General features: G+C 54.3%; 22 protein-coding genes and 1 pseudogene. 12 read left to right on the top strand and 11 right to left on the bottom strand.

Features of this window, described 5'->3' with window-relative positions:
- Positions 1–8: 8 nt before the first annotated feature.
- From nosZ to ric, 3 genes are all read right to left on the bottom strand, one after another.
- The gene (gene nosZ, locus D3A97_RS23370) at positions 9–1,988 is read right to left on the bottom strand and encodes a Sec-dependent nitrous-oxide reductase (protein WP_119080980.1); all 1,980 of its coding nucleotides are present in this window, start codon (positions 1,986–1,988) and stop codon (positions 9–11) included.
- A gap of 24 nt (positions 1,989–2,012) precedes the next feature.
- Entirely contained in the window at positions 2,013–2,495 is a 483-nt protein-coding gene (locus D3A97_RS23365) for a c-type cytochrome (RefSeq protein WP_119080979.1), read from the bottom strand.
- A 97-nt stretch (positions 2,496–2,592) separates the two neighbouring features.
- A complete protein-coding gene (ric, locus tag D3A97_RS23360; protein WP_119081020.1) occupies positions 2,593–3,348 on the bottom strand; it encodes an iron-sulfur cluster repair di-iron protein in 756 nt (251 codons plus the stop codon).
- A 354-nt stretch (positions 3,349–3,702) separates the two neighbouring features.
- Between ric and D3A97_RS23355 the strand changes: the two genes are divergently transcribed.
- From D3A97_RS23355 to D3A97_RS23345, 3 genes are read left to right on the top strand one after another with little or no spacing between them, the layout of a single operon-like run.
- Complete coding sequence (locus D3A97_RS23355; RefSeq protein ID WP_119080978.1) at positions 3,703–4,104, top strand: biotin/lipoyl attachment domain-containing protein; 402 nt, start codon at positions 3,703–3,705, stop codon at positions 4,102–4,104.
- A gap of 3 nt (positions 4,105–4,107) precedes the next feature.
- Entirely contained in the window at positions 4,108–4,704 is a 597-nt protein-coding gene (locus D3A97_RS23350) for a class I SAM-dependent methyltransferase (protein ID WP_119080977.1), read from the top strand.
- Between the two features lie 4 nt (positions 4,705–4,708).
- On the top strand, positions 4,709–4,945 hold the full coding sequence (locus tag D3A97_RS23345; RefSeq protein ID WP_119080976.1) for a hypothetical protein: 237 nt from the start codon (positions 4,709–4,711) through the stop codon (positions 4,943–4,945).
- Between the two features lie 13 nt (positions 4,946–4,958).
- Here D3A97_RS23345 and D3A97_RS23340 read toward each other — a convergent pair whose 3' ends face one another.
- The 4 genes from D3A97_RS23340 to D3A97_RS23325 all read right to left on the bottom strand — a co-directional run bounded on the left by D3A97_RS23340 (position 4,959) and on the right by D3A97_RS23325 (position 9,251).
- Entirely contained in the window at positions 4,959–5,465 is a 507-nt protein-coding gene (locus tag D3A97_RS23340; RefSeq protein ID WP_119080975.1) for a hypothetical protein, read from the bottom strand.
- A 54-nt stretch (positions 5,466–5,519) separates the two neighbouring features.
- Entirely contained in the window at positions 5,520–6,905 is a 1,386-nt protein-coding gene (locus tag D3A97_RS23335; protein ID WP_119080974.1) for an aminotransferase-like domain-containing protein, read from the bottom strand.
- Between the two features lie 63 nt (positions 6,906–6,968).
- Positions 6,969–8,306 carry a sugar porter family MFS transporter gene (locus tag D3A97_RS23330; RefSeq protein ID WP_262697067.1) on the bottom strand — a complete coding sequence of 446 codons (1,338 nt, stop codon included), beginning with the start codon at positions 8,304–8,306 and terminating at the stop codon, positions 6,969–6,971.
- 57 nt (positions 8,307–8,363) lie between these two features.
- Complete coding sequence (locus D3A97_RS23325; RefSeq protein ID WP_119080972.1) at positions 8,364–9,251, bottom strand: AraC family transcriptional regulator; 888 nt, start codon at positions 9,249–9,251, stop codon at positions 8,364–8,366.
- 468 nt (positions 9,252–9,719) lie between these two features.
- Here D3A97_RS23325 and D3A97_RS23320 point away from each other — a divergent pair, with 468 nt between their 5' ends.
- The 3 genes from D3A97_RS23320 to D3A97_RS23310 all read left to right on the top strand — a co-directional run bounded on the left by D3A97_RS23320 (position 9,720) and on the right by D3A97_RS23310 (position 16,177).
- Entirely contained in the window at positions 9,720–13,001 is a 3,282-nt protein-coding gene (locus D3A97_RS23320; protein WP_119080971.1) for a DUF5107 domain-containing protein, read from the top strand.
- Positions 12,998–15,589, top strand: coding sequence for a DUF8487 domain-containing protein (locus D3A97_RS23315; RefSeq protein ID WP_119080970.1), 2,592 nt, complete (start codon positions 12,998–13,000; stop codon positions 15,587–15,589). The genes D3A97_RS23320 and D3A97_RS23315 overlap by 4 nt, the downstream gene beginning before the upstream one ends.
- A 192-nt stretch (positions 15,590–15,781) precedes the next feature.
- Positions 15,782–16,177: a hypothetical protein gene (locus D3A97_RS23310; RefSeq protein ID WP_157986725.1), complete on the top strand. Its 396-nt coding sequence runs from the start codon at positions 15,782–15,784 to the stop codon at positions 16,175–16,177.
- A 48-nt stretch (positions 16,178–16,225) separates the two neighbouring features.
- Here the strand turns inward: D3A97_RS23310 and D3A97_RS23305 are convergent, their stop codons facing one another.
- Positions 16,226–16,585, bottom strand: coding sequence for a VOC family protein (locus D3A97_RS23305; protein ID WP_119080968.1), 360 nt, complete (start codon positions 16,583–16,585; stop codon positions 16,226–16,228).
- 166 nt (positions 16,586–16,751) lie between these two features.
- Positions 16,752–17,159, bottom strand: a complete 408-nt coding sequence (locus D3A97_RS23300; RefSeq protein WP_119080967.1) for a VOC family protein — start codon at positions 17,157–17,159, stop codon at positions 16,752–16,754.
- A 139-nt stretch (positions 17,160–17,298) separates the two neighbouring features.
- Here D3A97_RS23300 and D3A97_RS23295 point away from each other — a divergent pair, with 139 nt between their 5' ends.
- A complete protein-coding gene (locus D3A97_RS23295; protein WP_119080966.1) occupies positions 17,299–17,901 on the top strand; it encodes a hypothetical protein in 603 nt (200 codons plus the stop codon).
- Here the strand turns inward: D3A97_RS23295 and D3A97_RS23290 are convergent.
- A complete protein-coding gene (locus tag D3A97_RS23290; RefSeq protein ID WP_119080965.1) occupies positions 17,898–18,842 on the bottom strand; it encodes a sugar phosphate isomerase/epimerase family protein in 945 nt (314 codons plus the stop codon). The two genes, D3A97_RS23295 and D3A97_RS23290, sit on opposite strands and share 4 nt — an antisense overlap.
- A 111-nt stretch (positions 18,843–18,953) precedes the next feature.
- Here D3A97_RS23290 and D3A97_RS25450 point away from each other — a divergent pair.
- Positions 18,954–19,484, top strand: a pseudogene (locus D3A97_RS25450) (7TMR-DISMED2 domain-containing protein); the annotation flags it as partial.
- Entirely contained in the window at positions 19,458–20,948 is a 1,491-nt protein-coding gene (locus D3A97_RS23285; protein ID WP_438830700.1) for a sensor histidine kinase, read from the top strand. The pseudogene D3A97_RS25450 and the gene D3A97_RS23285, both read left to right, overlap by 27 nt.
- Before the next feature lie 10 nt (positions 20,949–20,958).
- Here the strand turns inward: D3A97_RS23285 and D3A97_RS23280 are convergent, their stop codons facing one another.
- Positions 20,959–21,396, bottom strand: a complete 438-nt coding sequence (locus D3A97_RS23280; protein WP_119080963.1) for an SRPBCC family protein — start codon at positions 21,394–21,396, stop codon at positions 20,959–20,961.
- Between the two features lie 130 nt (positions 21,397–21,526).
- Here D3A97_RS23280 and trxA point away from each other — a divergent pair, with 130 nt between their 5' ends.
- Genes trxA through D3A97_RS23265 form a run of 3 tightly spaced genes read left to right on the top strand, consistent with a single transcriptional unit; the run spans position 21,527 to position 22,808 of the window.
- Entirely contained in the window at positions 21,527–21,823 is a 297-nt protein-coding gene (gene trxA, locus D3A97_RS23275) for a thioredoxin (protein WP_119080962.1), read from the top strand.
- A gap of 1 nt (position 21,824) precedes the next feature.
- Entirely contained in the window at positions 21,825–22,358 is a 534-nt protein-coding gene (locus D3A97_RS23270) for a GNAT family N-acetyltransferase (RefSeq protein ID WP_119080961.1), read from the top strand.
- Positions 22,359–22,397: 39 nt separating this feature from the next.
- A complete protein-coding gene (locus tag D3A97_RS23265; RefSeq protein WP_119080960.1) occupies positions 22,398–22,808 on the top strand; it encodes a Dabb family protein in 411 nt (136 codons plus the stop codon).
- The last annotated feature ends 498 nt before the right edge of the window (positions 22,809–23,306 follow it).

Here is a 23,306-nt window from a genome sequence, read left to right as displayed (position 1 = left end):
TTTAAAAATCATCTGGATGCTACTTCCTCAACAGGTGCTTCCGTACCTGTGCCCCATTTCAGGGGAACGTTGCTGCCCTTGGGGGATACCCTGAGGTAGCCCTGCATTTCCTGGTGAAGCGCCGAGCAGAAGTCTGTACAGTAGAAAGGATACACGCCGGGTTTAATTGGAGAGAACTTGAGCGTGGCCGTTTCGCCTGGCATAACCAGCAGTTCGGCGTTGGGAGCATGTTTGATGGCAAAGCCATGAGGAATGTCCCAGTCCTGTTCAAGGTTGGTTACATGGAAATATACTTCGTCACCCACCTGAACACCTTCAATGTTATCTGGCGTGAGGTGAGACCTGATGGCCGTCATGTACACATGCACCACATTGCCTTCCCGCACCACCTTGGTGGCTTTTTCACCGGCGGAGAGGTAGGGGTGCTTGTTTTTGGTGATGTCAAAGAACTTCACGCTTTTTGCCTGGATCTTTTCAGCCGGGATAGCCTGGGCGTAGTGCGGTTCGCCAATGGTGGGGAAGTCCAGCAGCAGCTGCATTTTTTCTCCCTCAATGGAATAAAGCTGCGCGCTTTGCGCCAGTTCAGGGCCGGTGGGCAGGTAACGATCTTTGGTGATCTTGTTATAAGCCACTACGTATTTGCCGTACGGTTTTTTGGTATCTCCCCCTGGTACCATCAGGTGACCAATGGAGTAGTAGGTGGGCACCCGGTCAAGCACCTGCAGGTCTTTCAGGCTCCACTTCACTATTTCAGAAGAAACGAAGAAGGAAGTATACGCGTTGCCGTTAGCATCAAATTCTGTATGCAGGGGGCCGAGGCCGGGTTTCTGCACTTCGCCGTGGAGCGCGGCCTCATATTTAATAACGGGTATGCCGTTGTATTCTCCTTCAAATGCCTTGTCTGCAATGGCTTTGGTAAATTTCTGGTAAGAGAACACCGGTATGAGGGCGGCCAGTTTCCCGCTGCCTACAATGTACTCGCCGGAAGGGTCTACGTCGCAGCCGTGGGGAGATTTAGGGCAGGGGATGAGGTAAACAAGGCCATCCAGCTCTTCGGGGTCAAGCGTCAGCACTTCTTTGACAACGGAAGAAGACGCGGAATGCGTTTCCTCATTGAAAGTATTGTGATAATACTCGGTGGCCATCTTTTTGGCCTTCCCGGCTTTGACATATTCTTCCGCTTTTTTCCAGTTAACGGCTACAATAAAGTCTTTGTCTTTTTGCGAAGCATTCACTTCCAGCAGGGTGCTGGCCTGTTCCGTGTTGTAGGTGGAGAAGAAGAACCAGCCGTGAGACGGGCCTTTGCCGGCGCGGCTCAGGTCAAGGTCCATACCCGGGAGAATGATCTGGAAGCTCACGTTCATCTGGCCGGTATTTTTATCTATGCCAATGAAAGACGCGGTGCTTTTGAAGTTCTTTTTGTAAGAAGCATTGTCCAGCGCAGACTCCTGGTTGCCTACCGGCACGGCAAAGCGGGTGCCCGCAATCACGTACTCAGTGTTTTCGGTGAGGAAGGGAGAAGAGTGGTTGCCGCCGCTGTTGGGCAGTTCAATGATCTCCATGGTCTTGAAGGTGGTCAGGTCAATGCGGGCTACCCGGGGCGTGTTGTTGGCATTGGCGAAGAGCCAGCGCCCGTCATGCTCGCCGTTTGTCTGGGAGAGGGCCAGGTGGTGCTGATCGTCCCAGGGTACAAACCCGAAAGAGGTTTGCAGCATTGGTTTGCTTTCTTCACTGAAGCCGTAACCGTTCTCGGGGTGAACGGAAAATACCGGTATCAGTTTCAGCAGGCGGCCGGAGGGCAGCCCGTATACAGATACCTGGCCATTAAAGCCGCCTGACACAAAATTGTACAGTTCATCGTATTTGCCCGGCGCTACATAGGTGCGCGCGGCCGCATCGCCGGTTACAGCAGAAGAAGTGGTTTTCATCTTGCAGCTTTGCATGGCAACGGCGCCCGCCAGGGTGAGTAATAAAAGTGATCGTTTCATATAACAGGATATTAGATTAGGAGATCAGTTCTTGCCGTCGTTCTTCCGCAGAAATTCCAGTACGGCCCTTGCGTCTTCGTCAGAGAGGTTCTGGTTAGGCATCCTCACCATACATGTTTCCAGCATGGCCTGGGCCTCCGCGTCTTTATCCAGCATCTCGTCCACATTGGTGATGAAGTTCATGATCCACTCCGGTGTTCTTCTGTCTGTAACGCCTTTCCAGCCCGGGCCTACCAGTTTTTCCCCGGTGAGGCGGTGGCACGAGGTGCATTTGAGGTCCGCTACGGCCTTGCCTTGCTGTACCATTCCTTCGTTGAGCGGGTGGGTCAGGGGCACATCGCGGAACTTGCCGATGCCTTTAGGGTCTGCCGCGGCAGGTTTGTCTTCTACCATGCTGTTATCCGCGGCGGGCGGCGCCGGCTGTGAGGCCGGCGGCTTTTGGCTGCCGCCGCAGGCGGTCAATATGAGGGCGGTTGTGAGTACAGGAAGCAGTTGTTTGAGAAGCATAAAAAAGGTTTGATAAAGTGATAGCGTATTTTTTGTAAAGATTGCCGTAAAGCAGGCAGTGAGCAATGATGGCCGTCACCGTCGGTGCTGATTGATGCTATCTGCGTTCAACACTGTAACTTTCTCCGGCGCCGCGCATGGATTCTTCCATGATCACCGCCTTCGGGAACAGGATGTTGTTTTCCAGGTGAATGTGCAGGTGCAGATCGTCCCGAAATTCTTTCAGCAGCCCGTAGGTAACCCGGTAGGTGTTGCAGGCGTCTTCCGGCGGTGTAAAATCATCGCTGAGCGCCGTCATTCTTGCAAAACGTTCGCCTTCCTGGTTATGCTCGTGCATCATGACCGCTATAGGGCTGATAACGCTGCCGAATACAGGGGGTTGGCATGCGGAGCCTTCGAGTTTGGCGGCGGCCATCTGGCGGATGTACGGGAACAGCATCAATTCTTCTTTCTTCATGTGCATGGTCAGTTCCGCCGCCGTTTCGGCAAACAGCTTGTTGATCTCGTACAGCTCGGGGTGCCTGGAACCGTGTACGCTGCATAGTTTATGCAGGAAGGGCTTGATGACCGGTATCTGCATGTCAACATAGGCATGGTGCGTTTGCCAGATGTGGCTGGCCAGCACGTCCAGTCCCCAGCTGTTGTAATCTACCATGGCGCCTGGCCCGGCTGTGCGTACGCCGGCCAGCTCCGCGGTAACCAGGGAAGGGGATATGTTCTTCTGGCGGCAGGCTTCGCCCACACTGATATTGCCTTTGCAGCAGAAGTCAATATTGAATTTTTTAAAGATGGCCGCTGTGTGGTAGTTATCTGCCACCAGTTGCCCGATGATGGCTTGTTCAAGATTCTCCATGATTGCTTGTTTTAAGAAATCCATATTAAGGATGTGTTTATCTTTAATTATGACGATCCAAAGCTAGTCTAAATTCGTTATTAAAGGATGCTATTGTCTTTAATAGGAGGGAAGGCTGACGGCGGCTACCGGTAAGGGGGCGGGAGCATGGCCGGGAAAACACAGGAGGGCCTTCGCTCTTGAAAAAAGCCATAATTTCCGTCATTCCGGCGGTTGACAAGAATCATGAAGGGAGGGTGCGGGGCTGGTACAATTGTCGTAAAATGAGGTACAAAATACCCGTCTGACCGCCGTGGAAAGGCATGGGAAGGAGCGGGGCTTTAAAAAAACAAGAAAAAGCCGTACCTTTGCACCATGAAAGTATCAACTATTTCACGTCCCGGTATGCAATTTACGCCGGAACATGAGTGGATGGATGTGAACGGGACGGTCGGGTTTGTGGGTATTTCTGCCTGGAAGCTCAAAGGCATAAAAGAAATTGATGATATAAAGTGGCGTCACCTCCGGGGGCAGATCAAAAAAGGCACTTTAATTGCGGAAATCCACGCGGGGAAAAAGATCATTCCCATACACGCACCTGTTAACTGCAACTACCTGGGGCAAAACCAGCAACTTAACGGCAACCTGAACCTCGTGCTTGAAAGCCCGCAGGACAGGGGTTGGTTGTTCTTCATCAGCCCTTCCAAGTTTTTCAACAATTCTCCGCTGCTCAGTCCTGAAGAATACAAGGAACTGGTGCGTACCCAAAAAAACTAGTGCGTGGAGAGAACACTGTCAAAACGGGGGTATTTCGCCAATGATGCGGCCTTTGACTGGCTGTACCCGCAAAAGGTCCGCGAGTTGTCCAAGCGCCATTGGACGCCTCTTTCCATAGCAGAACAGGCAGCAGCGTTCCTGGCAGACGGGCCGGGAAAAAAGATACTCGACGTAGGCAGCGGGGTGGGCAAATTCTGCCTGGCCGCAGGCCATTTCCAGCCGCAGGCCACCTTTTACGGCGTGGAGCAGCGTTACGGCCTGCACCAGCACGCACTGGCGGCCAAAGATGTAGCACAGGTGAACAACGTGGAGTTTATACACGAGAACTTCATCCATATCGATCTCTCTTCTTACGATAATTTTTACTTCTATAATTCCTTCTTCGAAAACCTGGACGATAATGACAGGATAGACGAGGAGGTTGCATATTCCACCAATTTTTACATTCAATATTGCCGGTATCTCTACCGGGCACTGGAACGTAAGCCTGCCGGCACGCGGCTGGTAACTTTCCATAGCCTGCAGGACGAGGTGCCGCCCGCTTTCCAGGTGGTGTATGTTTCTGACGACTTGCAGTTAAAAATGTGGATCAAAAGATAAAACCATGACAACAGATCAATTCGTGTTGCAAACCATTGAGCAGATCAAAATGGCCGACACCAATGAGCAGGTAAGGCCCATCATCACCAGCTTCCAACAATCCGCTACCACAGATAAAGTGAGCACCCTGCTCACCGCCATTGAAAACATATCCCCGCTGGAGTGCACCAGTGAGCAGTGGAGCCGCCTGCGTTATGCGCTGATGCTGCTCTACAAGCCGGGCGTACCGCAGGTAGCCTGAACTGCATTGCGGGTTATGCTTTCAGTAGGTATACAAAGGGGAGCGGCAGGCCTTCCTGGCCCTGCTGTACCGCTTCTCCTTTTCTGAAACCAAGTTTTTCAAAATGACCGGCCAGCGGGCTTTCCGCATATACCGCCAGCCACATGGCCGCATAGCGCCCGCCCAGTTCAACAAGTTTTTGCGGCAATTGCGGCTCTTTACTGAATGCCTGTAACATACCGTAATGCGTAATGCCTATGCTGCGTACATCCTGTATGGCAGCCGGTTTTTTCCCTTTGGTACCAAGGCAGGCAAAACCTACGGCTTCCTCGCCCGCATAGGTCATCAGCCACTGGTTTGAAAAGTTATTGATACTGTCTGTAAGCGCTTTTTCATGATAGCGGGCGGCAATGTACTGCTCCAGCACTTCCGGCCTCACTAGCCCCGCATATTGCTCCATGCTCACGGCGCGGCCCAGGCGGCAAAGGTCTGCAATGGTGTTCTCCGCGGCTACAACAAATTTTGTGACGAGCTTTTCCATGCCTGCAAAGATAGGCCCTGTAACGGCGGGCCGCTGATACAGTTGGCGCACAACTCAGCGGTACAGTTGCGCCGCCGCCTGTATGGCGGCCTTGCGGGCGGGCGTGTAAGGTTCTGCAAACACCAGGCGGAAGCAATGGCGGAAGGCGGCTGTAGTAGTAAAATTGTAGCCGGGCGTGAATTTTACATGATGGGTGGCGCAGTGGTCGTAGAAGCGCTGCATGTCTGTTCCGGCGGGCATTTGCACCCACATGCTGTAACCGCCGGCCGGCTTTGAGCACACGGTGCCTTCCGGGAAATGTGCGGCCAGCAGTTGCTGTGTGTAGGCCGCATTTTTGGCCAGTTTTGTTCTGAACGCCCGCACGTGCCGCTGGTAACTGCCGGTGGTCAGCAGCTTGTGTACCATGGCCTGGTAAACCGGGGAAACGGCGCTGCCGAGTGAAAACCGCACCTGCTCCGCTTCTTTGTAGTAGCGGCCGGGCGCCAGCCAGCCCAGTCTGATGCCGGGCGCCAGCGTTTTGGAGAAGGAAGAAAAGGTCAGCACAAGACCCTGGCGGTCAAAGGTCTTGAGATTGGAAGGGCGCTGCCCGGAAAAATGAAGATCTCCATACACATCGTTCTCGATCACCGGCACATCGTACTTTTCCGCAACAGCCAGCAGTTGCTGTTTGGCCGCGTCAGGCAGCAATTCTCCGGTGGGGTTATGGAAGTTGGGCGTTACGATCACCGCCTTTGCATGGAGTGTGCCGCAAGCCTTTTCCAACGCGCCTGGCGTAAAAGGCGTTGGTATTTCCAGCACCTGCAGGCGCATCACCTGTAACACTTCCAGCACGGAAAAAATGCAGGGGCTTTCTACGGCCACCACATCGCCCGGGCGGCAAACAGCGGCCAGCGCAATATAAAGGGCCTGCAGCGCGCCGTCTGTGATAACAAGCTCGGCTGCATGCACCATGGTATGGTGCTGCGCAAGATGCTGGCTGATGCTTTGGCGCAGGGGAGCGTTCCCCGTAGGCGCGCCGTACCGGAGCAGGGAAGCGCCTTCTTCCCGCACCACCTGCTGCATGGTGCGCAGCAGCAGTTTTTGCGGTATCAGCAGGTCTCCGGGCGCAGCTACGTTAAACTCGGCCAAAGAGCGGCGGCCCGCATGCCCGGAAGTGATGAGGGAAAGTTTATGAAGATAGGCCGCATCGCGCTGCACCAGGGGTGGCGGAACGCTGATCACCGGCTGTGTGGCGCTCACGTAATACCCTGACCTGGGAATACTTTCCACCATGCCGCTGATCACCAGGTACTCATACCCGCTTTGCACGGCGGCCGCGCTAAGCCCGTATTGCGCCATAATGTCCCGCACGGAAGGGAGCCGGTACCCGGGAGGGTATGCGCCGCTGTTGATCTTTTGTTCAATGGTTGCCGTAAAAGCATGATGGCGGGGCTGCTTCATGTATCAAATGTAGCGTAAATTCAATTGCGGCCTGCCTGCTTGCCGTGGCGGCGGTGATAGCTGTTAGTGCGCCGCCATGGCCATTTCTATTTCTTCCAGCGTTTTGTTGCCGGTTTCAGGCACATACCTTTTAAGTATCAGGAAATACACAAAACAGATGCCTGCAAACAGGAAGAACGTTTCATGCGGGCTGAGCGCGGCAATGAGCACCGGGAAACCGTACGCCAGCGCAAAGCAGGCGGCCCAGAGGGCGGCGGTTGCCACGGCCATGGCCATGCCTCTCACCTTGGTGGGGAATATTTCGGAAATGAGCACCCAGGTTACGGGGGCCAGGGTAGTGGCGTAGGTGGCAATAAAGGCCATTACGAAGCCGGTGAGCCAAACGCCGGAGAAGAAGTTGAAATAATAACAGAGACCTATTACCAGCAGCCAGCCGGCCATGAGCAAAGACCCGCCCTGCATCAGTTTTTTGCGGCCCCAGCGGTCTACCAGCCGCATGGCTACCAGGGTGAACACCAGGTTGGTGGCCCCGATGAGTATCTGCTGGAACAACTGGTCGTTCACGTCCATACCGGCTTTTTCAAAGATGATGGGGGCGTAGAAAAATACGGCGTTGGCGCCGGAGATCTGCTGAAACACGGCAATGACTATGCCGAGTATCACTACAAAACGTACGCCTTTTTTCCAGAGGTCGCGGAAGCTGCCTTTTTCCGTGTTCAGCGTTTTGTCTATCTGCTGTACTTCCTGTGCCGCTTCTTCCTGGCCTGATATGCGGGTAAGCACCGCCAGGCCTTCCTGCCGGCGGCCTTTGGAGAAGAGCCAGCGGGGGCTTTCCGGTACAAAGAACACGCAGATAAAGAAGAGGGTGGCGGGTATGGCGCCTGACGTGAACATCCAGCGCCAGTTGTCTTCCATACCGGCCAGCAGGTAGTTGCTGAGGTAGGCCAGCAAGATGCCTATTACAATGGTGAGCTGGTTGACAGACACCATGCGGCCCCTGATGGCGGCCGGGCTCACTTCCGCTATATATAAAGGAGAAAGGATAGAGGCCCCGCCTACGGCTACGCCCGCCAAAATGCGCCAGGCAATCAGGCTTTCGTAAGAGGAGGCCCAGCCCATCATGATGCTGGAGGCGGAGAAGATGAATGCCGCGGCGATCAATGGCGGTTTACGCCCGAAACGGTCTGTCAGCACACCGGTTACCAGGGAGCCGATGAAGCACCCTACATAGAGGGAACTGCCGGTCCAGCCCAGCTGCGCGCTGCTGAGATCGTAATACGGTTGTATAAATGGGATAGTGCCGGAAAACACGGCAATGTCGAATCCAAAAAGGAGGCCGCCAAACGCGGCTACAAGGCTGATAAGCAGGATGTGAAACTGTTTTTTCATAACTGGCTCCAAGATAAACCGAAGCGCATGTTGGCTGTTTGCAATATTGCCTGAAATAGATGGACTTTTTTACGATGGCCTGATCTCTTTCTTGTTGCGGTACTCTCTCGGAGAGAGGCCCATCAGTGAATGGAACAACCGTGAAAAATAGTACTGGTCCTCTATGCCTACCGCCTGGCCTATCTCGCTCACTCTCAGCGTGGTGAACTGTAATAACTGACAGGCTTTCTGCATTTTAAGATGATTGAAATACTCCATGGGGGAGAAGCCGGTCTTTTTCCTGAAAATGCTGGAGAAATGGGAGGTGGAAAGGTTTACCGCCGCCGCCACTTCCTGCAGGCTCAGGGAGTTGGAAATATTCTCCCGGAGAAACTCGATGGCGTCTTCCGCGGGGTCTGAACCGGCTTCCTGCTTGAGCAGGCTGAACTTGTCAGGGTACAGGAAGGAAGAAAGGAAATAATGCAGGCTGAGGCTGCAGAAGGAAAGGTTATCTATACTGTACCCGCTTTGCAGGTGGCGGTACATATTATGGAAAATACCCACCTGGTCTTCGTTGTACTTCACATAATTCTGCCCGCTCTGCATCCGTTCATGCAGCATGGTGGCCAGCTGGTTGCCCATAGGCCCCTTGAAGTGCAGCCAGTAAATAGACCATGGAGAATTTTCTGATGCCCAGTAACTATGGATGGCGCCGGAGGGTACCAGCAGGTAGTTGAAGGGGTTGATGGCATACTCTTCCCCGTTGATGGTACAGCCGCCGCTGCCGTCTACACAATAGATAAGAATATGCTGCTCGCTGCCCTGGCGCCGCTCCCGGTAATGGAACTTTGCACGGGGGTAATAGCCGATGTCCGTAATGAACAGGGAACGCAGCAGCGGATGCTCCAGGCAGCCGGCAATTACCTTGCGCGGCAGTACAATGGCCTCCTGTCCTTCAAAGCCTTCTTTTTTTTTCATTAGTGCACGTTTGTCTTTTCAGCGGACTAATGGAACTTCGTTTCATTAGTACACGTTTGTCTTTTCAATGGGCTAATGGAACGTTGTTTCATTAGTACACGTTTGTCTTTTCAAGGGACTAATGGAACGTTGTTTCATTAGTACACGTTTGTCTTTTCAATGGGCTAATGGAACTTCGTTTCATTAGTACACGTTTGTCTTTTCAAGGGACTAATGGAACGTTGTTTCATTAGTACATGTTTGTCTTTTGAATGGGCTAATGGAACTTCGTTTCATCAGTACACGTTTGTCTTTTCAATCAGCTAATGGAACGCCTTTTCATTAGCCACGCGTTGGGTGGTCAATGAAACCGTTCCCGGTTTCAGGCCCCTAAGTTCCATAAAATAATCCATCTTTTCCAATAGTTCCTCCATTGTATGCGCCTGTGGCTGGTAATAAATTTGAACATATAATCAAGCCCGAAATTTTATGGAGGTAAAAGCCTGGAAAGAAACAGTTATGTTGCCCACTTACGGTACCGGACAGCCGGAAAAGAACCCGATGTTCCTGGAGAAAAGAGTGTACCAGGGCAGCAGCGGAGTGGTATACCCCAATCCCGTTATTGAAAAGATACTGGACGTGAAGGAAGACCGCCCGTACAATGCCGTGTTCCTGGAAAATGAGTACCTGAAGATTATGCTCCTGCCGGAATTGGGAGGCAGGGTGCATATGGCCTGGGACAAAGTGAGGGAACGGCATTTTGTGTATTACAATCAGGTGATCAAGCCCGCGCTGGTGGGCCTCACTGGTCCCTGGATATCTGGTGGCATAGAGTTCAACTGGCCACAACATCACCGCCCCAGCACCTTCGAGGCGGTAGACTGTACGATCCGCGAGAACGCGGACGGCAGTAAAACGGCCCTGATGAACGAAGTGGAGCTGATGTTCCGCACCAAAGGCCTCGTAGCGTTTACGCTCTACCCCGGCAAGGCGTACCTGGAGATCAAAGGACACCTGTACAACCGCACGGCGCTGCCCCAGACCTTTTTGTGGTGGGCCAACCCCGCGGTGAAGGTGAATGATCACTACCAGTCTGTATTTCCGCCAGATGTGCATGCCGTATTTGATCATGGCAAACGTGACGTGTCTGATTTCCCCATTGCCACCGGCACTTATTATAAAGTAGATTATTCGCCGGGAACAGATATTTCCCGCTACAAGAACATACCCGTGCCCACGTCTTACATGGCCATGCACTCTGACTTCGACTTCATTGGCGGTTATGAGCACGATACCGGCGCGGGCGTACTGCACGTAGCCAATCACCACATTTCCCCCGGCAAAAAACAATGGACCTGGGGCAACGGTGACTTTGGCAAGGCCTGGGACCGTAACCTCACAGATGAAGACGGCCCTTACATAGAGATCATGACCGGGGTGTATACAGACAACCAGCCTGATTTCTCCTGGCTGCAACCCAACGAAGAGAAGCAGTTCACGCAATACTTCATGCCCTATGCCAACACCGGCCTGGTTAAAAACGCCACCAAAGAGGCCATGGTGAACCTGGAAGAAGACAAGGGCCAAACGGTGATCAAGGCATACGCCACGGCCCGCTACAACGCGGCGAAGATCATGCTGCGGTCTGGCGATCAAACGGTATTCGAGACCGTAACCGACCTGGCGCCCGAAACGCCGTTTGAAACGAGGGTGAACGTTACCGGCAAAGACCTGATGCTGGAAGTGCAGGAGGCGGGCGGCAAAACGCTGGTACGTTACAATACCGTACGGGAGCCCTCTACCTTTGAGGCCAAACCGGCCACGCCTGCGCCGGCGCCGCAGGAGGTGGAAAGCATTGAGCTGCTGTACCTGCATGGCCTGCATATTGAGCAGTACCGCCATGCCACCTATTCCGCCAAAGACTATTACGAAGAGGCGCTGCGCCGCGATGAGGGAGATGCCCGCTGCAATAATGCCATGGGTCTCTGGTACCTGCGCCGCGGTCAGTTTGCCAAAGCCGAACCGTATTTTAACCGCGCCATAGCGCGTGTAACGCTGCGCAACCCCAACCCGGCAGACGGGGAGGCATATTACCACCTGGGTAACTGCCTGATGCTGATGGACCGGCTGGAGGAGGCCATTGCCGCCCTGTATAAGGCCGCATGGAACGGCGCCTGGCAATCCGCCGCATTTTTTATGCTGGCGCGCATACACGCCCGGCAACACCGGTACGCTGAAGCGCTGGAGCTGGCTGAACAGTCGCTCCTGGGCAACTACCACGGCCACAGTGTGCGCCACCTGAAAACAGTGCTGCTGCGCCACCTGGGGCAAACCGCCGCCGCCGTGGAATTTGCAAAGCAGTCGGTAGCCATAGACCCGTTCAACTACGGCTGTCATTTTGAGCTGCAGTTGCTCACCAACACCACCGCGCCGCAACCCGCCCGTGTACACACCTATTTTGAGTACGCGCTGGACTATGCCGCCGCGGGTTGTTATACAGAAGCCGCCGCCCTGCTGCAGGTGCCAGACACTACGCACCCGCTGCGCAGTTACTATGCTGGCTGGTGTTACGCCCGGCTGGGAGACGGCGCCAATGCTGACGCCTGGTTCAAAAAAGCTGCGGCCGCCCCGGCAGACGGGTGTTTCCCGCACCGCCTGGAAGAGATCGGCATTTTGCAGGAAGCCCTGCGCCGCAACCCGGCCGACGCCAGGGCCTGGTACTACCTGGGTAACCTCTGGTACGATAAACGGCAATACAACGAGGCCATGGACGCCTGGGAGCGCTCCGCGGCCGCAGACGATACTTTCCCCACCGTATTCCGCAACCTGTCACTGGCATGGTTCAACAAACGGGACAATGCCGCCAAGGCGCTGGAATGCCTGCGCAAGGCCTTTGAGCTGGATGTAACGGACGCGCGCGTTTGCATGGAGCTGGACCAGCTGTACCGCATCTGCAACATTCCCCGTGAGGAAAGAGTGGCCCTGCTGGACAAATATCCGGCAGCGGTAGCCTCCCGCGATGACCTGTACCTGGAAAGGATTGCCCTGCACAACCAGCAAGCCGCCTTTGAGACCGCCCGCCGCATGCTGGCCGGCCGCAAGTTTCACCCCTGGGAAGGCGGTGAAGGCAAGGTGGTACGGCAGTTCATGACCTGCCATATAGGGCTGGCGCAAGACGCCCTGGTGAATGGGCGGTACAATGAGGCGTTAGACATCATGGAGCAATGCGCTGAATACCCGGAGAACCTCGGAGAAGGCAAGCTGTACGGCGCGCAGGAAAACGACCGCCATTACCTGCTGGGGCTGGCCCTGCAGGGCGCCGGGCGGCAAACGGAGGCGCAGCAAGCCTTCAGGCTGGCCACAGAAGGGATCAGCGAGCCCGTACAGGCTATCTTCTACAACGATCCCCAGCCTGACAAAATATTCTACCAGGGCCTGGCATGGCTGCAACTGGAAGAAGCAGACAAGGCCAACGCCATTTTTGAAAGGCTGATCAATTTCGGCAATGCCCACCTGGATGACCACATCAGGATTGACTATTTTGCCGTTTCACTGCCGGACCTGCTGGTGTTTGACCAGGAGCTTGACAAACGGAACCGCGTGCATTGCCTGTATCTGAAGGCCCTGGGGTACCTGGGGCTGGGGCAATACCCTGAAGCGAACCGCTTTTTCAATGAAGGCCTGGCGCTGGATGCCTATCACGAAGGCATCCTCTCTCACCAGCGAATGATACCGTTTATGAAACATCAGCAAAAAACAGTAACGCCATGAAGTTGAAACAAGTCACGCTATGTTTGTCTTTATTGTTAGCACTATACATTCCGGCGGCCGCGCAATTCCTGTCCCTGCAAGGGGAATGGGAATACCGGCCTGACCCGGAGAACAAAGGCCTGCAGGAAGCCTGGTACCGCCAGGCTTTCAGCGGCCGCCTGCAGCTGCCCGGCACACTGGACGATGCGGGCTACGGCAACCCCGTAGTACCGCCCACCGCCAAGGACACGCTGCTGCACCTTACCCGTAAACACCGCTACGTAGGCGCCGCCTGGTACCGGAAGGAAGTGACCATACCCGCCGGCTACAGCGAACTGCTGCTGGAGCGCGTGATCTGGCACACCACGGTATGGGTAGACGGTAAAATGATGGGCGCCGCCGAAAGCCTTTCCACCCCGCACCGCTTCACCGGCCTCAAACCCGGTAAGCATGTAATTGTGCTGCGTATAGACAACTCCCGGCGGTACGACATCAGCCACAAACTGATGGCCCACGCCTATACAGACGAAACACAGATTATCTGGAACGGCGCCATTGGCCGCATCGGCCTGCAAAAGCCGGCGCCGCAGGTACAGATCTACCCGGAGCCTTCCCAAAAACGGGTGCGCGTAACCGCTTCATCTTCCGCGGAACTGCGGTTGTTGCGTAACGGCCAACTGCTGGCCGCCAAAAAGGTGAGGGCAGGAGAGAGCTACCTGCCGCTGAACAGCGAACCGGCGTATTGGGACGAATTTAATCCCAACCTGTATACACTGGAAGTGAACGGTCAGCCGGTACAGTTCGGTATCAGGGATATCAGCCACAAGAACGGGCTGCTCTATGTTAACGGCCGCCGCGTGTTTTTACGCGGTACGCTTGACTGCAACATATCTCCGCTCACCGGCCATCCGCCCATGACCAAAGAAGAGTGGATCAGGGAGTTTTCCGTAGTGCGCAGCTATGGCCTCAACCATGTGCGTTTCCACTCCTGGTGCCCGCCGGAAGCGGCCTTCCAGGTGGCGGATTCTATGGGCGTTTACCTGCAGGTGGAGCTGCCCCTCTGGGTGCTCAATGTAGGAGAAGATACGGCCGCCCTGCGCTTTCTGAAAGATGAAGCGCAGCGCATCATGGCCAGCTACGGCAACCACCCCTCTTTCTGCCTCTGGTCTATGGGCAACGAGCTGCAGGGAGATTTCAAATGGCTGCAGCAGCTGACGGACGATCTGAAGAAACAGGATAACCGGCGGCTCTACGCCACCACCACTTTCACGTTCCAGAAAGGGTACGGCGGCTGGCCCCTGAAAGAAGACGACTTTTTTGTAACGCAATGGACCAACAAAGGATGGGTGCGCGGACAGGGCATTTTCAACACCAAAACGCCTGACTTCCTGAAAGATTATTCCGCTCCCATAGACAGTATGCCCGTTCCCGTCATATCGCATGAAATAGGCCAGTACTCCGTGTACCCGGATATGCGTGAGATTGACAAATACACCGGCGTGCTGGACCCGCTCAATATGAAGCTGGTACGCCAGCACCTGCAGCAGCGCAACCTGCTGCACCAGGCCGCGGATTTCACAAAAGCCAGCGGTAAACTGGCCGTGCTGCTCTATAAGGAAGAGATTGAAAGAGCGCTGAAAACGCCCGGTTTTAGCGGCTTCCAGCTGCTCGACCTGCATGATTTTCCCGGGCAGGGCACGGCGTTGGTAGGCCTGCTCAACGCTTTCTGGGAAAGCAAGGGGCTGGTAACGCCGGAGGCCTTCCGCGAGTTCTGCTCGCCCGTTGTGCCCCTGCTGCGTTTTGCAAAAGCTACTTACACCGCTGCGGAAACCTTTGAAGCAAAGGCGGAAGTGGCCAACTTCAGCGGTACTGCCTACAATGCCGGCCAGCTCCGCTGGGCCATCAGCGATGACAATGGCAAACAGCTGGCTACCGGCACCGGCAATATCAAGCACCCGCTGGGCTATGTAACCGCCGCTATGCGGCTGACCGTGCGGCTGTACCTGGAAGGCACGCCCTACACCAACCAGTGGAGCATCTGGGTATATCCCGCCAGGGTTGATCTGGCCGCACCGGGCATTGTGTTCACCCGCTCGGCAGACAGTGCGCTGGCCGCGCTCAACGCCGGCAAAACGGTATTGCTGAACCCTGATACGGCCGCCATAAAAGGCATTCCCGGCCGCTTCACTTCCGTATTCTGGAGCCCGGTGCATTTCCCTGACCAGCCCGGTACCATGGGCCTGCTGGCGGATACAACGCATCCCGCGCTGGCCGCGTTCCCCACGGAATTTCATACCAACTGGCAGTGGTGGGACCTCGTAACGCATTCCAAGGCACTGGTGTATGATGCCATGCCCACGTGGAAACCCGTGGTGCAGGTGATAGACAATTTTGTGAAGAACCGCCGGCTGGGCATGCTGTTTGAGGCTCGCGTGGGCAAAGGCCGCCTGGTACTGTGTACCGCGGATATCAGCGCACAGCTTGAAAAGAGAATTGTAGCCCGGCAGTTGCGTTACAGCCTGCAGCAATATATGCAGTCTGCCGCGTTCAACCCGGCCGCTACCATTACCGCCAATGATCTGACCGCCCTGTTGAAAGGGAATCGATAAAGATGACATTTTGATCAGTATATCCCGGGGAATACGTGGAACTATGATAACCCGGGATATTTTTTTTTTCTCATGCCGGATGTAAGTGACCTGGCCACGCAACAGATGTCACAAAACCCCCTCATTTTGACGAAAATCCCCACCGGGGATCTGCCCCGCCATGCAGACATTTGTAGGGTAAAACCTACTGCTATGGATATCATCAAACATACCTTTGAAGCAGACATCCCCACCGTATTTGTGCCGGCAGCCAGCTTCCCGGATGGCATCAAACCAGCCTTCAACGAGCTTTGCGGGAAGTTGAAAATGCAGGGCAGAACATTGTATGGTGTTACGGAACGGGTAAACGGGAAGTGGGTATACCGTGCTTGCGCCTCTGACCGGGGAGACACGCCAGACATGCCGCATTACAGCATTCCCGCCGGTACCTACCTGGCCTATGTGCTGCCGGACTGGGAACAACACCTGCCCATGATAGGCCAGTACTTTGAATGGCTGCTGGACCATAAAGACGCTAAAAAAGACACCATTGCGCTGGAATACTACAAAACCATGGACGAAGTATGGCTCATGGTGCAGCATAAATAGCGGGAAACAGTGAATCCGGGAGGGCGGGCATGCACGCCCCCTTTTGTGCTACTGTTCATACTCCAGCAATTCCACCCGGTTCCCGAACGGATCGCGGAAGAACAGCCTGGAGCGGCCGGTAATAACGGAGGAATAGGCTATTTCAATGCCTTTGCGGGTGAGATATGCCTTGGCGGCCTCCAGATCTGCCACCTCAAACGCCGGGTGCCGGCCTGATATTTTTGTATCGCCGTCTTCTTCCACCAGGTGCAGCTGCACATCCGCAATTCCGTACCAGATGGCGCCGCGGGGATGGTTGCCGGGTATTTCCACCAACTGCAGGGTGTTACCGTAAAATTGTCTTGCTTCTTCTTTTTTGCCTGTGGGGATCATGATGGCTACATGGTCCAGCCGCTTAAACCTGATCATTGCTTCAGTGCTGTTTAATTCACCCCGCAAATATCGGGAAAAAGGGCGTATCGAAAAGCTCGATACGCCCTAAGCGTCCATTTCAGCAACCCGTTGTTATAATGAATGCTATTTACAAGCAGCGGGGCGTTTACCAGGACGGCTTTTTATATGGCGGTAGTATTTTCTACTCCTGGGGAATGGCGCTTTCGTCCATAAACCCTATTTCCCACATATGCCCGTTGATGTCTGCAAAACTGCGCTGGTACATCCAGCCCATGTCTTGCGGCTCATTGTTCTTGGTGGCGCCGGCGGCCAGCGCTTTATCTACCAGCTCATCTACTTTCTGCCGGCTGTCTGCAGACAGGAAGGTGATCACTTCCGTGCTTTTGGTGGCATCTGCCACCGGTTTGGAAGTGAACGTCTGGAAATATTTTTCCACCAGCAGCATTACAAATATGTTTTCGTCTACGATCATGCAGGTAGCATTCTCGTCAGTGAACTGTGCGTTGAACGTAAAACCAAGCGCCGTAAAAAATTCCACTGTTTTTTTCAGATCTTTTACCGGGAGGTTTATAAAGATTTTTGTAGCCATGCTTTTTTGTTTTTGTTGATACAAATGTACCGGGCTTTCTTTATCCTGACGCTGTGTGATACCGACAAAACGGGGGCAAATTGCGACTTTTGTATTCCGCGCCGTGATCGATACCTTTATCTTACCAAAAACTGCTTGTATGAAGGGCCGCAAAACTTTCACATTCACCAGAACGCTGGTAAACGGGTTGTTTTTTATAGCTGCCGTGGCAACGGTGGCGGTATTTATGATGATGACATACAACAGGCTGATACGGCAGGAAGGCAAAACAGCTTTGCCGGCCGCCGTGCTGCATGTCAGCATGGGCAGTACCGAGCCTACGCCGCTTGACCTGGCCTATTACCTGCGGAACGATGTGGTGAGCGTGCAGCGGGTTGACCGGTTTGATGTATACGCCAGCGCGCATACGGCCCTTTCCTATTATTGTTACATGGTGAACGTGCTGCTGCTGGCCGCTTTCTTTTACGGTGCGGTAACGTTGCGCCGCATTTTCAATACGGCCTTTCCCGGCCGCAATGCGCAGCGCCTTGGCGTGATCGGCTGGTTGTTTATTGGTACAGACGTGCTGAAGCTGGCGGGTTACTACCTGTATACGGCCATTGCGCAGCATTACCCGGCACTGGCGGGTACGCAGCTGGAATCAGGCGGCGGCAAGGGCCTGCTGGCGGGAATGGTGATGCTGGCCGTTTCCGTGGCCTGGAAGCAGGGCCTGGAACAGCACAGTGCCCGGCCGGCCGCTTAAGATGCCTTCATGGCCGCCCGCAGCATTTCCACGCTCTTGCGCACTCCTGTTTCAGCGGCTTCTTTTCCTTCAAATTCAATAGCAATGTAACCGTTGTAATTAACCTTGCGCAGTATGTTGATGATGCGCTTGTAATCCAGGTCAAGCGTATACCATTCTCCGCCGCCGTAGTAGGTTTTGGCCTGTACAAAACTGGCGTGCGGCGCTACCTTTTCCAGCTTGCTGTACGGGTTTTCAAGAAAATTGCCGGTGTCCATCAATATGCCCAGCCAGGGAGAGTCAATGGCCTGGCGGATGCGCAGCAGCCCTTCCGGTGTGGAGGTAAGCCCCCAATGGTTTTCCAGCGCCAGCAGCACGCCGCATTCGGCGGCTTTGGGGAGGCATTGCGCTATGCTGTCTATGCACCATTTGAACGCATCGTCTTCCGTGTAGCCGGGTATGGGGCTTTCCACGCCCCGGTTGGCCATCAGCGCGTCAAAGGACTTAATGGTGCCCCAGCGGCCGGAATTGAGCCGGATGGCCGGAATGCCCATTTTATACGCCAGCTCTATGCAACGGATGGTGTGGTCTATGTCTTTCTGCCGCACGGCCGGGTCCGGGTCTACAAAATCCTGGTGAATGGAGAGCGATATCAGGCTGACCCCGTTGAGAAATGCATGCCGCTTCAGCTTTTGAAGGTAGGCATTGTCTTCCCCGTCCATCTGCCGGTGCAGTACGTCCACTCCTTCTACCTGCAGGCGGCTGGCCTCGTCTATCACTTTTTCAATGGGCACCTTGGGTGTTCTGAAATGCCAGTAGGAATAGGAGGAGAGGGCCAGCTTGAAATCTGCCGGTGGCGGCAGCTGCGCCGGCAGGGCCGCGGCGGGCAGTGCGGCGGGCAGGCCCAGCAATGCGGCGCTGCCAAGGGTGTGCTTCATAAAGGAACGACGGTTCAGGCTCATAGGCTTGCAATGTTTATTGTTACAGGAAAATACGGCTTTTTTTTATGATGGGGGGATATTTGCGCAAACATGTTTGTGTCTTGCCTGGCGGGGGTTTCATCGGGAATATAGTTGTATATTTACTTTGATCATACACCGCTTAGTGCATTGAAAGCTCCAACATCATACGCCGTTATCCTTGTCCTTGTTTTGCTGACCCTGCGGGCCGCGGCCATTCCCACCATACGCCTTACCGCCGCCGAGCCGTACCAGAAAATAGGGCAGCAGATCCGCTGGTTTGTAGACAGCGGCGCGCAGCTCAGCCTGGCGCAGGTGCAGCAGGCCGGTTACCAGTACCGCTTCCGGCAGGGCACGCAGGAAATAGGCGCCTTCGGCCTCAGCAACGGCGCGGTATGGGCACATGGCAGTTTCTCGTCTTCCGCGCCGGGCAAAGTATACCTGCTCATTGAATTTGCCAATGTAGACAGCATTACGCTATATTATTATGACGGCCCGGAGCTGAAGACCATTACCTCCGGCAGCCGCCTGCGCAACAAAAACAAGGTATGGAACCTTCCGGGTTTCAATTTTGAGCTGCCTGCGCTGGGAGACCGGCAGCAGGAGTTCTGGCTGCGCATGCGCACCGGCAACGCGGTCATACTGCCCGTTACCCTGGCCGCGGAAAAGGGCGTGCCCCGTGCGTTGTTCGGCATGTACGTGGTGGAGCTGGTGTATTTGGGTATTGTGATCGCCCTGTTCTTTTACAACCTTTCCCTGTTTGCCTGGATCAGGGACCGCAATTACGCCTTGTACCTGGGCTACCTTTTTTTCCTGGCATCGTTTGTTTTACTGTACCTGCGCGGGTTTCACGTGGTACTGGCGGAGCCGCTCTCCGCCTTTGTGAATATGTACGGGATGAGTTTTGTAGGCGTCAGCTACCTGTTTGCCATTCCGTTCTCCATTTCGTTCCTGCACGGCCGTAGTTACGCGCCCCGGATGTGCAGGGTGCTGCGGGCCTTCAACATAGTGGCCGTAGCGGCCATTGCCTTCAATATTGCCGGCATGCGGCATGTCACCATTATCCTGCAGGAGGTGGTCAGCATAGCAGTGCCCATCCTGTTTGTATGGCTGGCGGTTACCGCCTGGCGCAAGGGGTATGAACCGGCTTTGTATTTCCTGGTGGCCTGGTCGCTGCTGCTCTGCGCCATTGTTCTGTTCACCATTATCAACGCGGGGCTGCTGCCGCTCAAGAACTGGTACTTCCATATTTTACCGGTAGGCTCCGCCGTGGAAGTGATCTTGCTGTCACTGGCGCTGGGGCACCGTTATGCGGTGCTGAAAAAGGAAAAGATCGAGATGCATGAGGAGCAGATCAGGTTCGTGAATGAGCAGAACGCTTTGCTGGAGCGGAGGGTGGCGGAGCGCACGCAAGACCTGAAGGCCAGCAACCAGGTAAAAGACAAGCTGCTGGGCATTATTTCACATGACCTGCGCACGCCGCTGAACAACCTCTCGGGCCTGCTGGAGCTGTCTGAGCAAAAAGCGCTCTCCGCCGGAGAAATACAGCATTTTTCTCAAACCGTGCGGCACAACATCAAGTACATTGCCGGCACCATCCAGAACGTGCTGGACTGGTCTCTCACCCAGATGGAGCGTATTGAGACCAGGCCGCGGGATGTACCGCTTTCCCCGCTGGTGTACCAGGTGATAGATACCTACCGCTTTGCCGCGGACCAGAAGGCCATTTTATTCAGGAAGATAGTGCCGGAAGAAGTGGTGGTCATCGCAGACCATCACCAGCTGGAGCTGGTGATCCGCAACCTGGTAGACAATGCCATCAAATTCACGCTGCAGGGCGGTATCATTACCATTGGCTGCCGGCCGCAGGCAGAGCGGGTGGAAATATTTGTAGCGGACACCGGCCAGGGCATGACGGCGGAGCAGGCGCAGCGGCTGCTGCGTGGCAGCAGCCTGTATACCACAGCAGGTACGGATGAAGAAAGAGGTACCGGCCTGGGCCTGCAGTTATGCAAGGAGTTTGTGGCCAACAATGGCGGCGTGCTGCAGATCAAAAGCGAGCCGGGGAAGGGAACAGAATTTTATTTCAGCCTTCCCCGGCAGCAATAAGATATGTTCTTTATTGTTCAGACAGTTCCTTCACAATGGCCAGCGCTTTAGGGAACATGTCACCGAAGATGTCGCTATGCTCAGCTGTAACGTCCAGGTCTACTTTCAATGTTGTTTGCCCGTTTGCCGTGCTGAGCGTATAGTTTTCTTCCGCCCCGGCCCATGCCTTCACTTCCGGGCTTTCAGTATCTGTTTTACCGTTCATGATATAGCCCCGGTGCTGAAAGGAGAGATATTCCGGCTCCCGTTTAACAGCAATAACAGACAGCATGCCGTTGCCATCGGCGTCTATGAACTTTACGTCGCTGCCTTCCTGCCAGTCTGTTTCAACATCGCTGCCTTCATTGAAGGGCCTGGTCCATTTCGGGTAGCTGGTCTTGCCCCAGAGAATGTCCCATACTTTTTCTCGGGGCGCGTTGATGGTAGTGTTGAAATGTAACTTTTTCATGCGTTGCGGGTTTGTGTTCCTTACAAAGGTGATGATCTTTCCTGTTCCGCAGGCGGTGCAAATACGACAAAATAAGGGTGGATCGGGCCAGTTGCGGCGGATGTTGTAAATTTGTGCGAAACGGAATATTATGGCCACATTTTCGGAAACCATCAACAGCAATAAACCCGTGCTGGTTGATTTTTTTGCCACCTGGTGCGGCCCCTGCAAAATGATGGAGCCTATCCTCAAAAACCTGAAAGACCAGGTGGGGAACGATGCTACCATTATCAAGATAGATGTAGACAAGAACCCCGCAGCCGCGGCCGCCTACCAGGTACAGGGCGTGCCTACGCTCATACTGTTCAAGGAAGGTAAAATATTATGGCGCCAGGCCGGCGTGGTGCAGGCCAAACAACTGGAGCAACTGATCAAACAGCACATGTAACATGGATATTGAACTGGCAGCAATAACCCCGGCAGACGTACAGGCGTTGCGGCAACTGGCGCTGCAAACATTTTCAGATGCATTTTCAGGCGCCAACACTTCGGGCAACATGCAGGCTTACAGCAACGAAGCATTTTCTATAGCCCGGTTAACGGAAGAACTGCGCAACCCCGCCTCCCGGTTTTACTTTGTGAAGGCCGGCGGCAAGCCCGCAGGGTATCTCAAGGTGAACTTCGCGGCGGCGCAAACAGACCTGCAAGATCCGGCGGGGCTGGAAATTGAGCGCATCTATGTGCTGAAGGAATTTCACGGCCAGCAGGTAGGGCAGGCCCTGCTTGACAAGGCGCTGGAAATTGCGGCGGCGGCCGGCGCAGCATATGTCTGGCTGGGCGTATGGGAAAAGAACCTCCGCGCCATCCGTTTCTATGAGAAAAACGGTTTTGCTCCTTTCGGCACGCACCTGTTCAGGCTGGGAGAAGATGAGCAGACAGACGTGCTGATGAAGCGCGCGCTGCGGAATTTTTCTGACAGGTAACCTATGCGGGGTTTCCAATTAATTCACTATTTTACTACCATGAAAAACACGAACAGACGAAAATTCCTCCGCACCGCCGCCGCGCTGACAGGCGCCGGCACCCTGGCTTCGGCCATGCCCCTTTCCGCCGCTCAAAAGAAATACCCGGTAGCGCACCATGTCTTTTTCTGGCTGAAGAACCCTGACTCAAAAGAAGACCGGAACAAACTGATTGCCGGCGTTAAAAGCCTGGCCAAAATAGAAACGGTCAAAGACCTGCGGGTAGGCATTGTAGCCCGTACAGAACAAAGAGACGTGGTAGATAACAGCTGGGCCGTTTCCGAGCTGATCTTTTTTAATGACCTTGCAGGGGAGGAGACCTATCAGAGCCACCCCATTCACCAGGAATTTATCAAAAACTGCAGCCACCTCTGGAGCAAGGTAATTGTGTACGATGCCGTGGAAGTTTAACGATCTTGAAATACATATTTGGAATTAACAGAAAATGATGTAAATTTATCCTGTTATAACACGTTATCGACAGAACAGAAAGAAATCTACTTCGAGTACCACCTGACATCAATCGCTTCTTATCAATCATTTTATTCCTGCATCAAGCTCGCGGTGGCGGCCACGTAACCCGCTCCAATAGCTTATTGCGACGTATTTTTTGTACGGCTGTGCCGGTTGCGGGTAACTGTGGCCGCGGCAGCATACGATGATTGGTATGGCATGTTTAACCCGTGAATGTGCTCTGCCTGCATCTACATTCTATTTTTAAACTAAAACTGTTATGAAAGCCGTCTGCAGTACCAAAATCAACATCAGTAAGCGCAGTGTTCAATTGATTGTATAATTTTTTTCTCCGCCATTCTGATACAACAATGACATAACGGGCCCTGTGGCGTTTTTATTGAACTGTCCGCCAGGTATGGCGCCTGCGGTGCGGGGAGGGGTTTGCCCGGCATA

Origin of the sequence: Chitinophaga alhagiae (assembly GCF_003568665.1) — a bacterium.
Taxonomy (GTDB): Bacteria; Bacteroidota; Bacteroidia; order Chitinophagales; family Chitinophagaceae; genus Chitinophaga; species Chitinophaga alhagiae.
Note: the sequence above shows the minus strand (reverse complement) of the source record. Positions and strands in the feature narration are given on the sequence as shown.

Excerpts from the sequence above, each read along its gene's own strand:
- nosZ (WP_119080980.1), bottom strand. The coding sequence starts at position 1,988 with ATGAAACGATCACTTTTATTACTCACCCTGGCGGGCGCCGTTGCCATG.
- D3A97_RS23365 (WP_119080979.1), bottom strand. The coding sequence starts at position 2,495 with ATGCTTCTCAAACAACTGCTTCCTGTACTCACAACCGCCCTCATATTG.
- ric (WP_119081020.1), bottom strand. The coding sequence starts at position 3,348 with ATGGAGAATCTTGAACAAGCCATCATCGGGCAACTGGTGGCAGATAAC.
- D3A97_RS23355 (WP_119080978.1), top strand. The coding sequence starts at position 3,703 with ATGAAAGTATCAACTATTTCACGTCCCGGTATGCAATTTACGCCGGAA.
- D3A97_RS23345 (WP_119080976.1), top strand. The coding sequence starts at position 4,709 with ATGACAACAGATCAATTCGTGTTGCAAACCATTGAGCAGATCAAAATG.
- D3A97_RS23340 (WP_119080975.1), bottom strand. The coding sequence starts at position 5,465 with ATGGAAAAGCTCGTCACAAAATTTGTTGTAGCCGCGGAGAACACCATT.
- D3A97_RS23335 (WP_119080974.1), bottom strand. The coding sequence starts at position 6,905 with ATGAAGCAGCCCCGCCATCATGCTTTTACGGCAACCATTGAACAAAAG.
- D3A97_RS23325 (WP_119080972.1), bottom strand. The coding sequence starts at position 9,251 with ATGAAAAAAAAAGAAGGCTTTGAAGGACAGGAGGCCATTGTACTGCCG.
- D3A97_RS23320 (WP_119080971.1), top strand. The coding sequence starts at position 9,720 with ATGGAGGTAAAAGCCTGGAAAGAAACAGTTATGTTGCCCACTTACGGT.
- D3A97_RS23315 (WP_119080970.1), top strand. The coding sequence starts at position 12,998 with ATGAAGTTGAAACAAGTCACGCTATGTTTGTCTTTATTGTTAGCACTA.
- D3A97_RS23310 (WP_157986725.1), top strand. The coding sequence starts at position 15,782 with ATGGATATCATCAAACATACCTTTGAAGCAGACATCCCCACCGTATTT.
- D3A97_RS23305 (WP_119080968.1), bottom strand. The coding sequence starts at position 16,585 with ATGATCAGGTTTAAGCGGCTGGACCATGTAGCCATCATGATCCCCACA.
- D3A97_RS23300 (WP_119080967.1), bottom strand. The coding sequence starts at position 17,159 with ATGGCTACAAAAATCTTTATAAACCTCCCGGTAAAAGATCTGAAAAAA.
- D3A97_RS23295 (WP_119080966.1), top strand. The coding sequence starts at position 17,299 with ATGAAGGGCCGCAAAACTTTCACATTCACCAGAACGCTGGTAAACGGG.
- D3A97_RS23290 (WP_119080965.1), bottom strand. The coding sequence starts at position 18,842 with ATGAGCCTGAACCGTCGTTCCTTTATGAAGCACACCCTTGGCAGCGCC.
- D3A97_RS23285 (WP_438830700.1), top strand. The coding sequence starts at position 19,458 with ATGCGCACCGGCAACGCGGTCATACTGCCCGTTACCCTGGCCGCGGAA.
- D3A97_RS23280 (WP_119080963.1), bottom strand. The coding sequence starts at position 21,396 with ATGAAAAAGTTACATTTCAACACTACCATCAACGCGCCCCGAGAAAAA.
- trxA (WP_119080962.1), top strand. The coding sequence starts at position 21,527 with ATGGCCACATTTTCGGAAACCATCAACAGCAATAAACCCGTGCTGGTT.
- D3A97_RS23270 (WP_119080961.1), top strand. The coding sequence starts at position 21,825 with ATGGATATTGAACTGGCAGCAATAACCCCGGCAGACGTACAGGCGTTG.
- D3A97_RS23265 (WP_119080960.1), top strand. The coding sequence starts at position 22,398 with ATGAAAAACACGAACAGACGAAAATTCCTCCGCACCGCCGCCGCGCTG.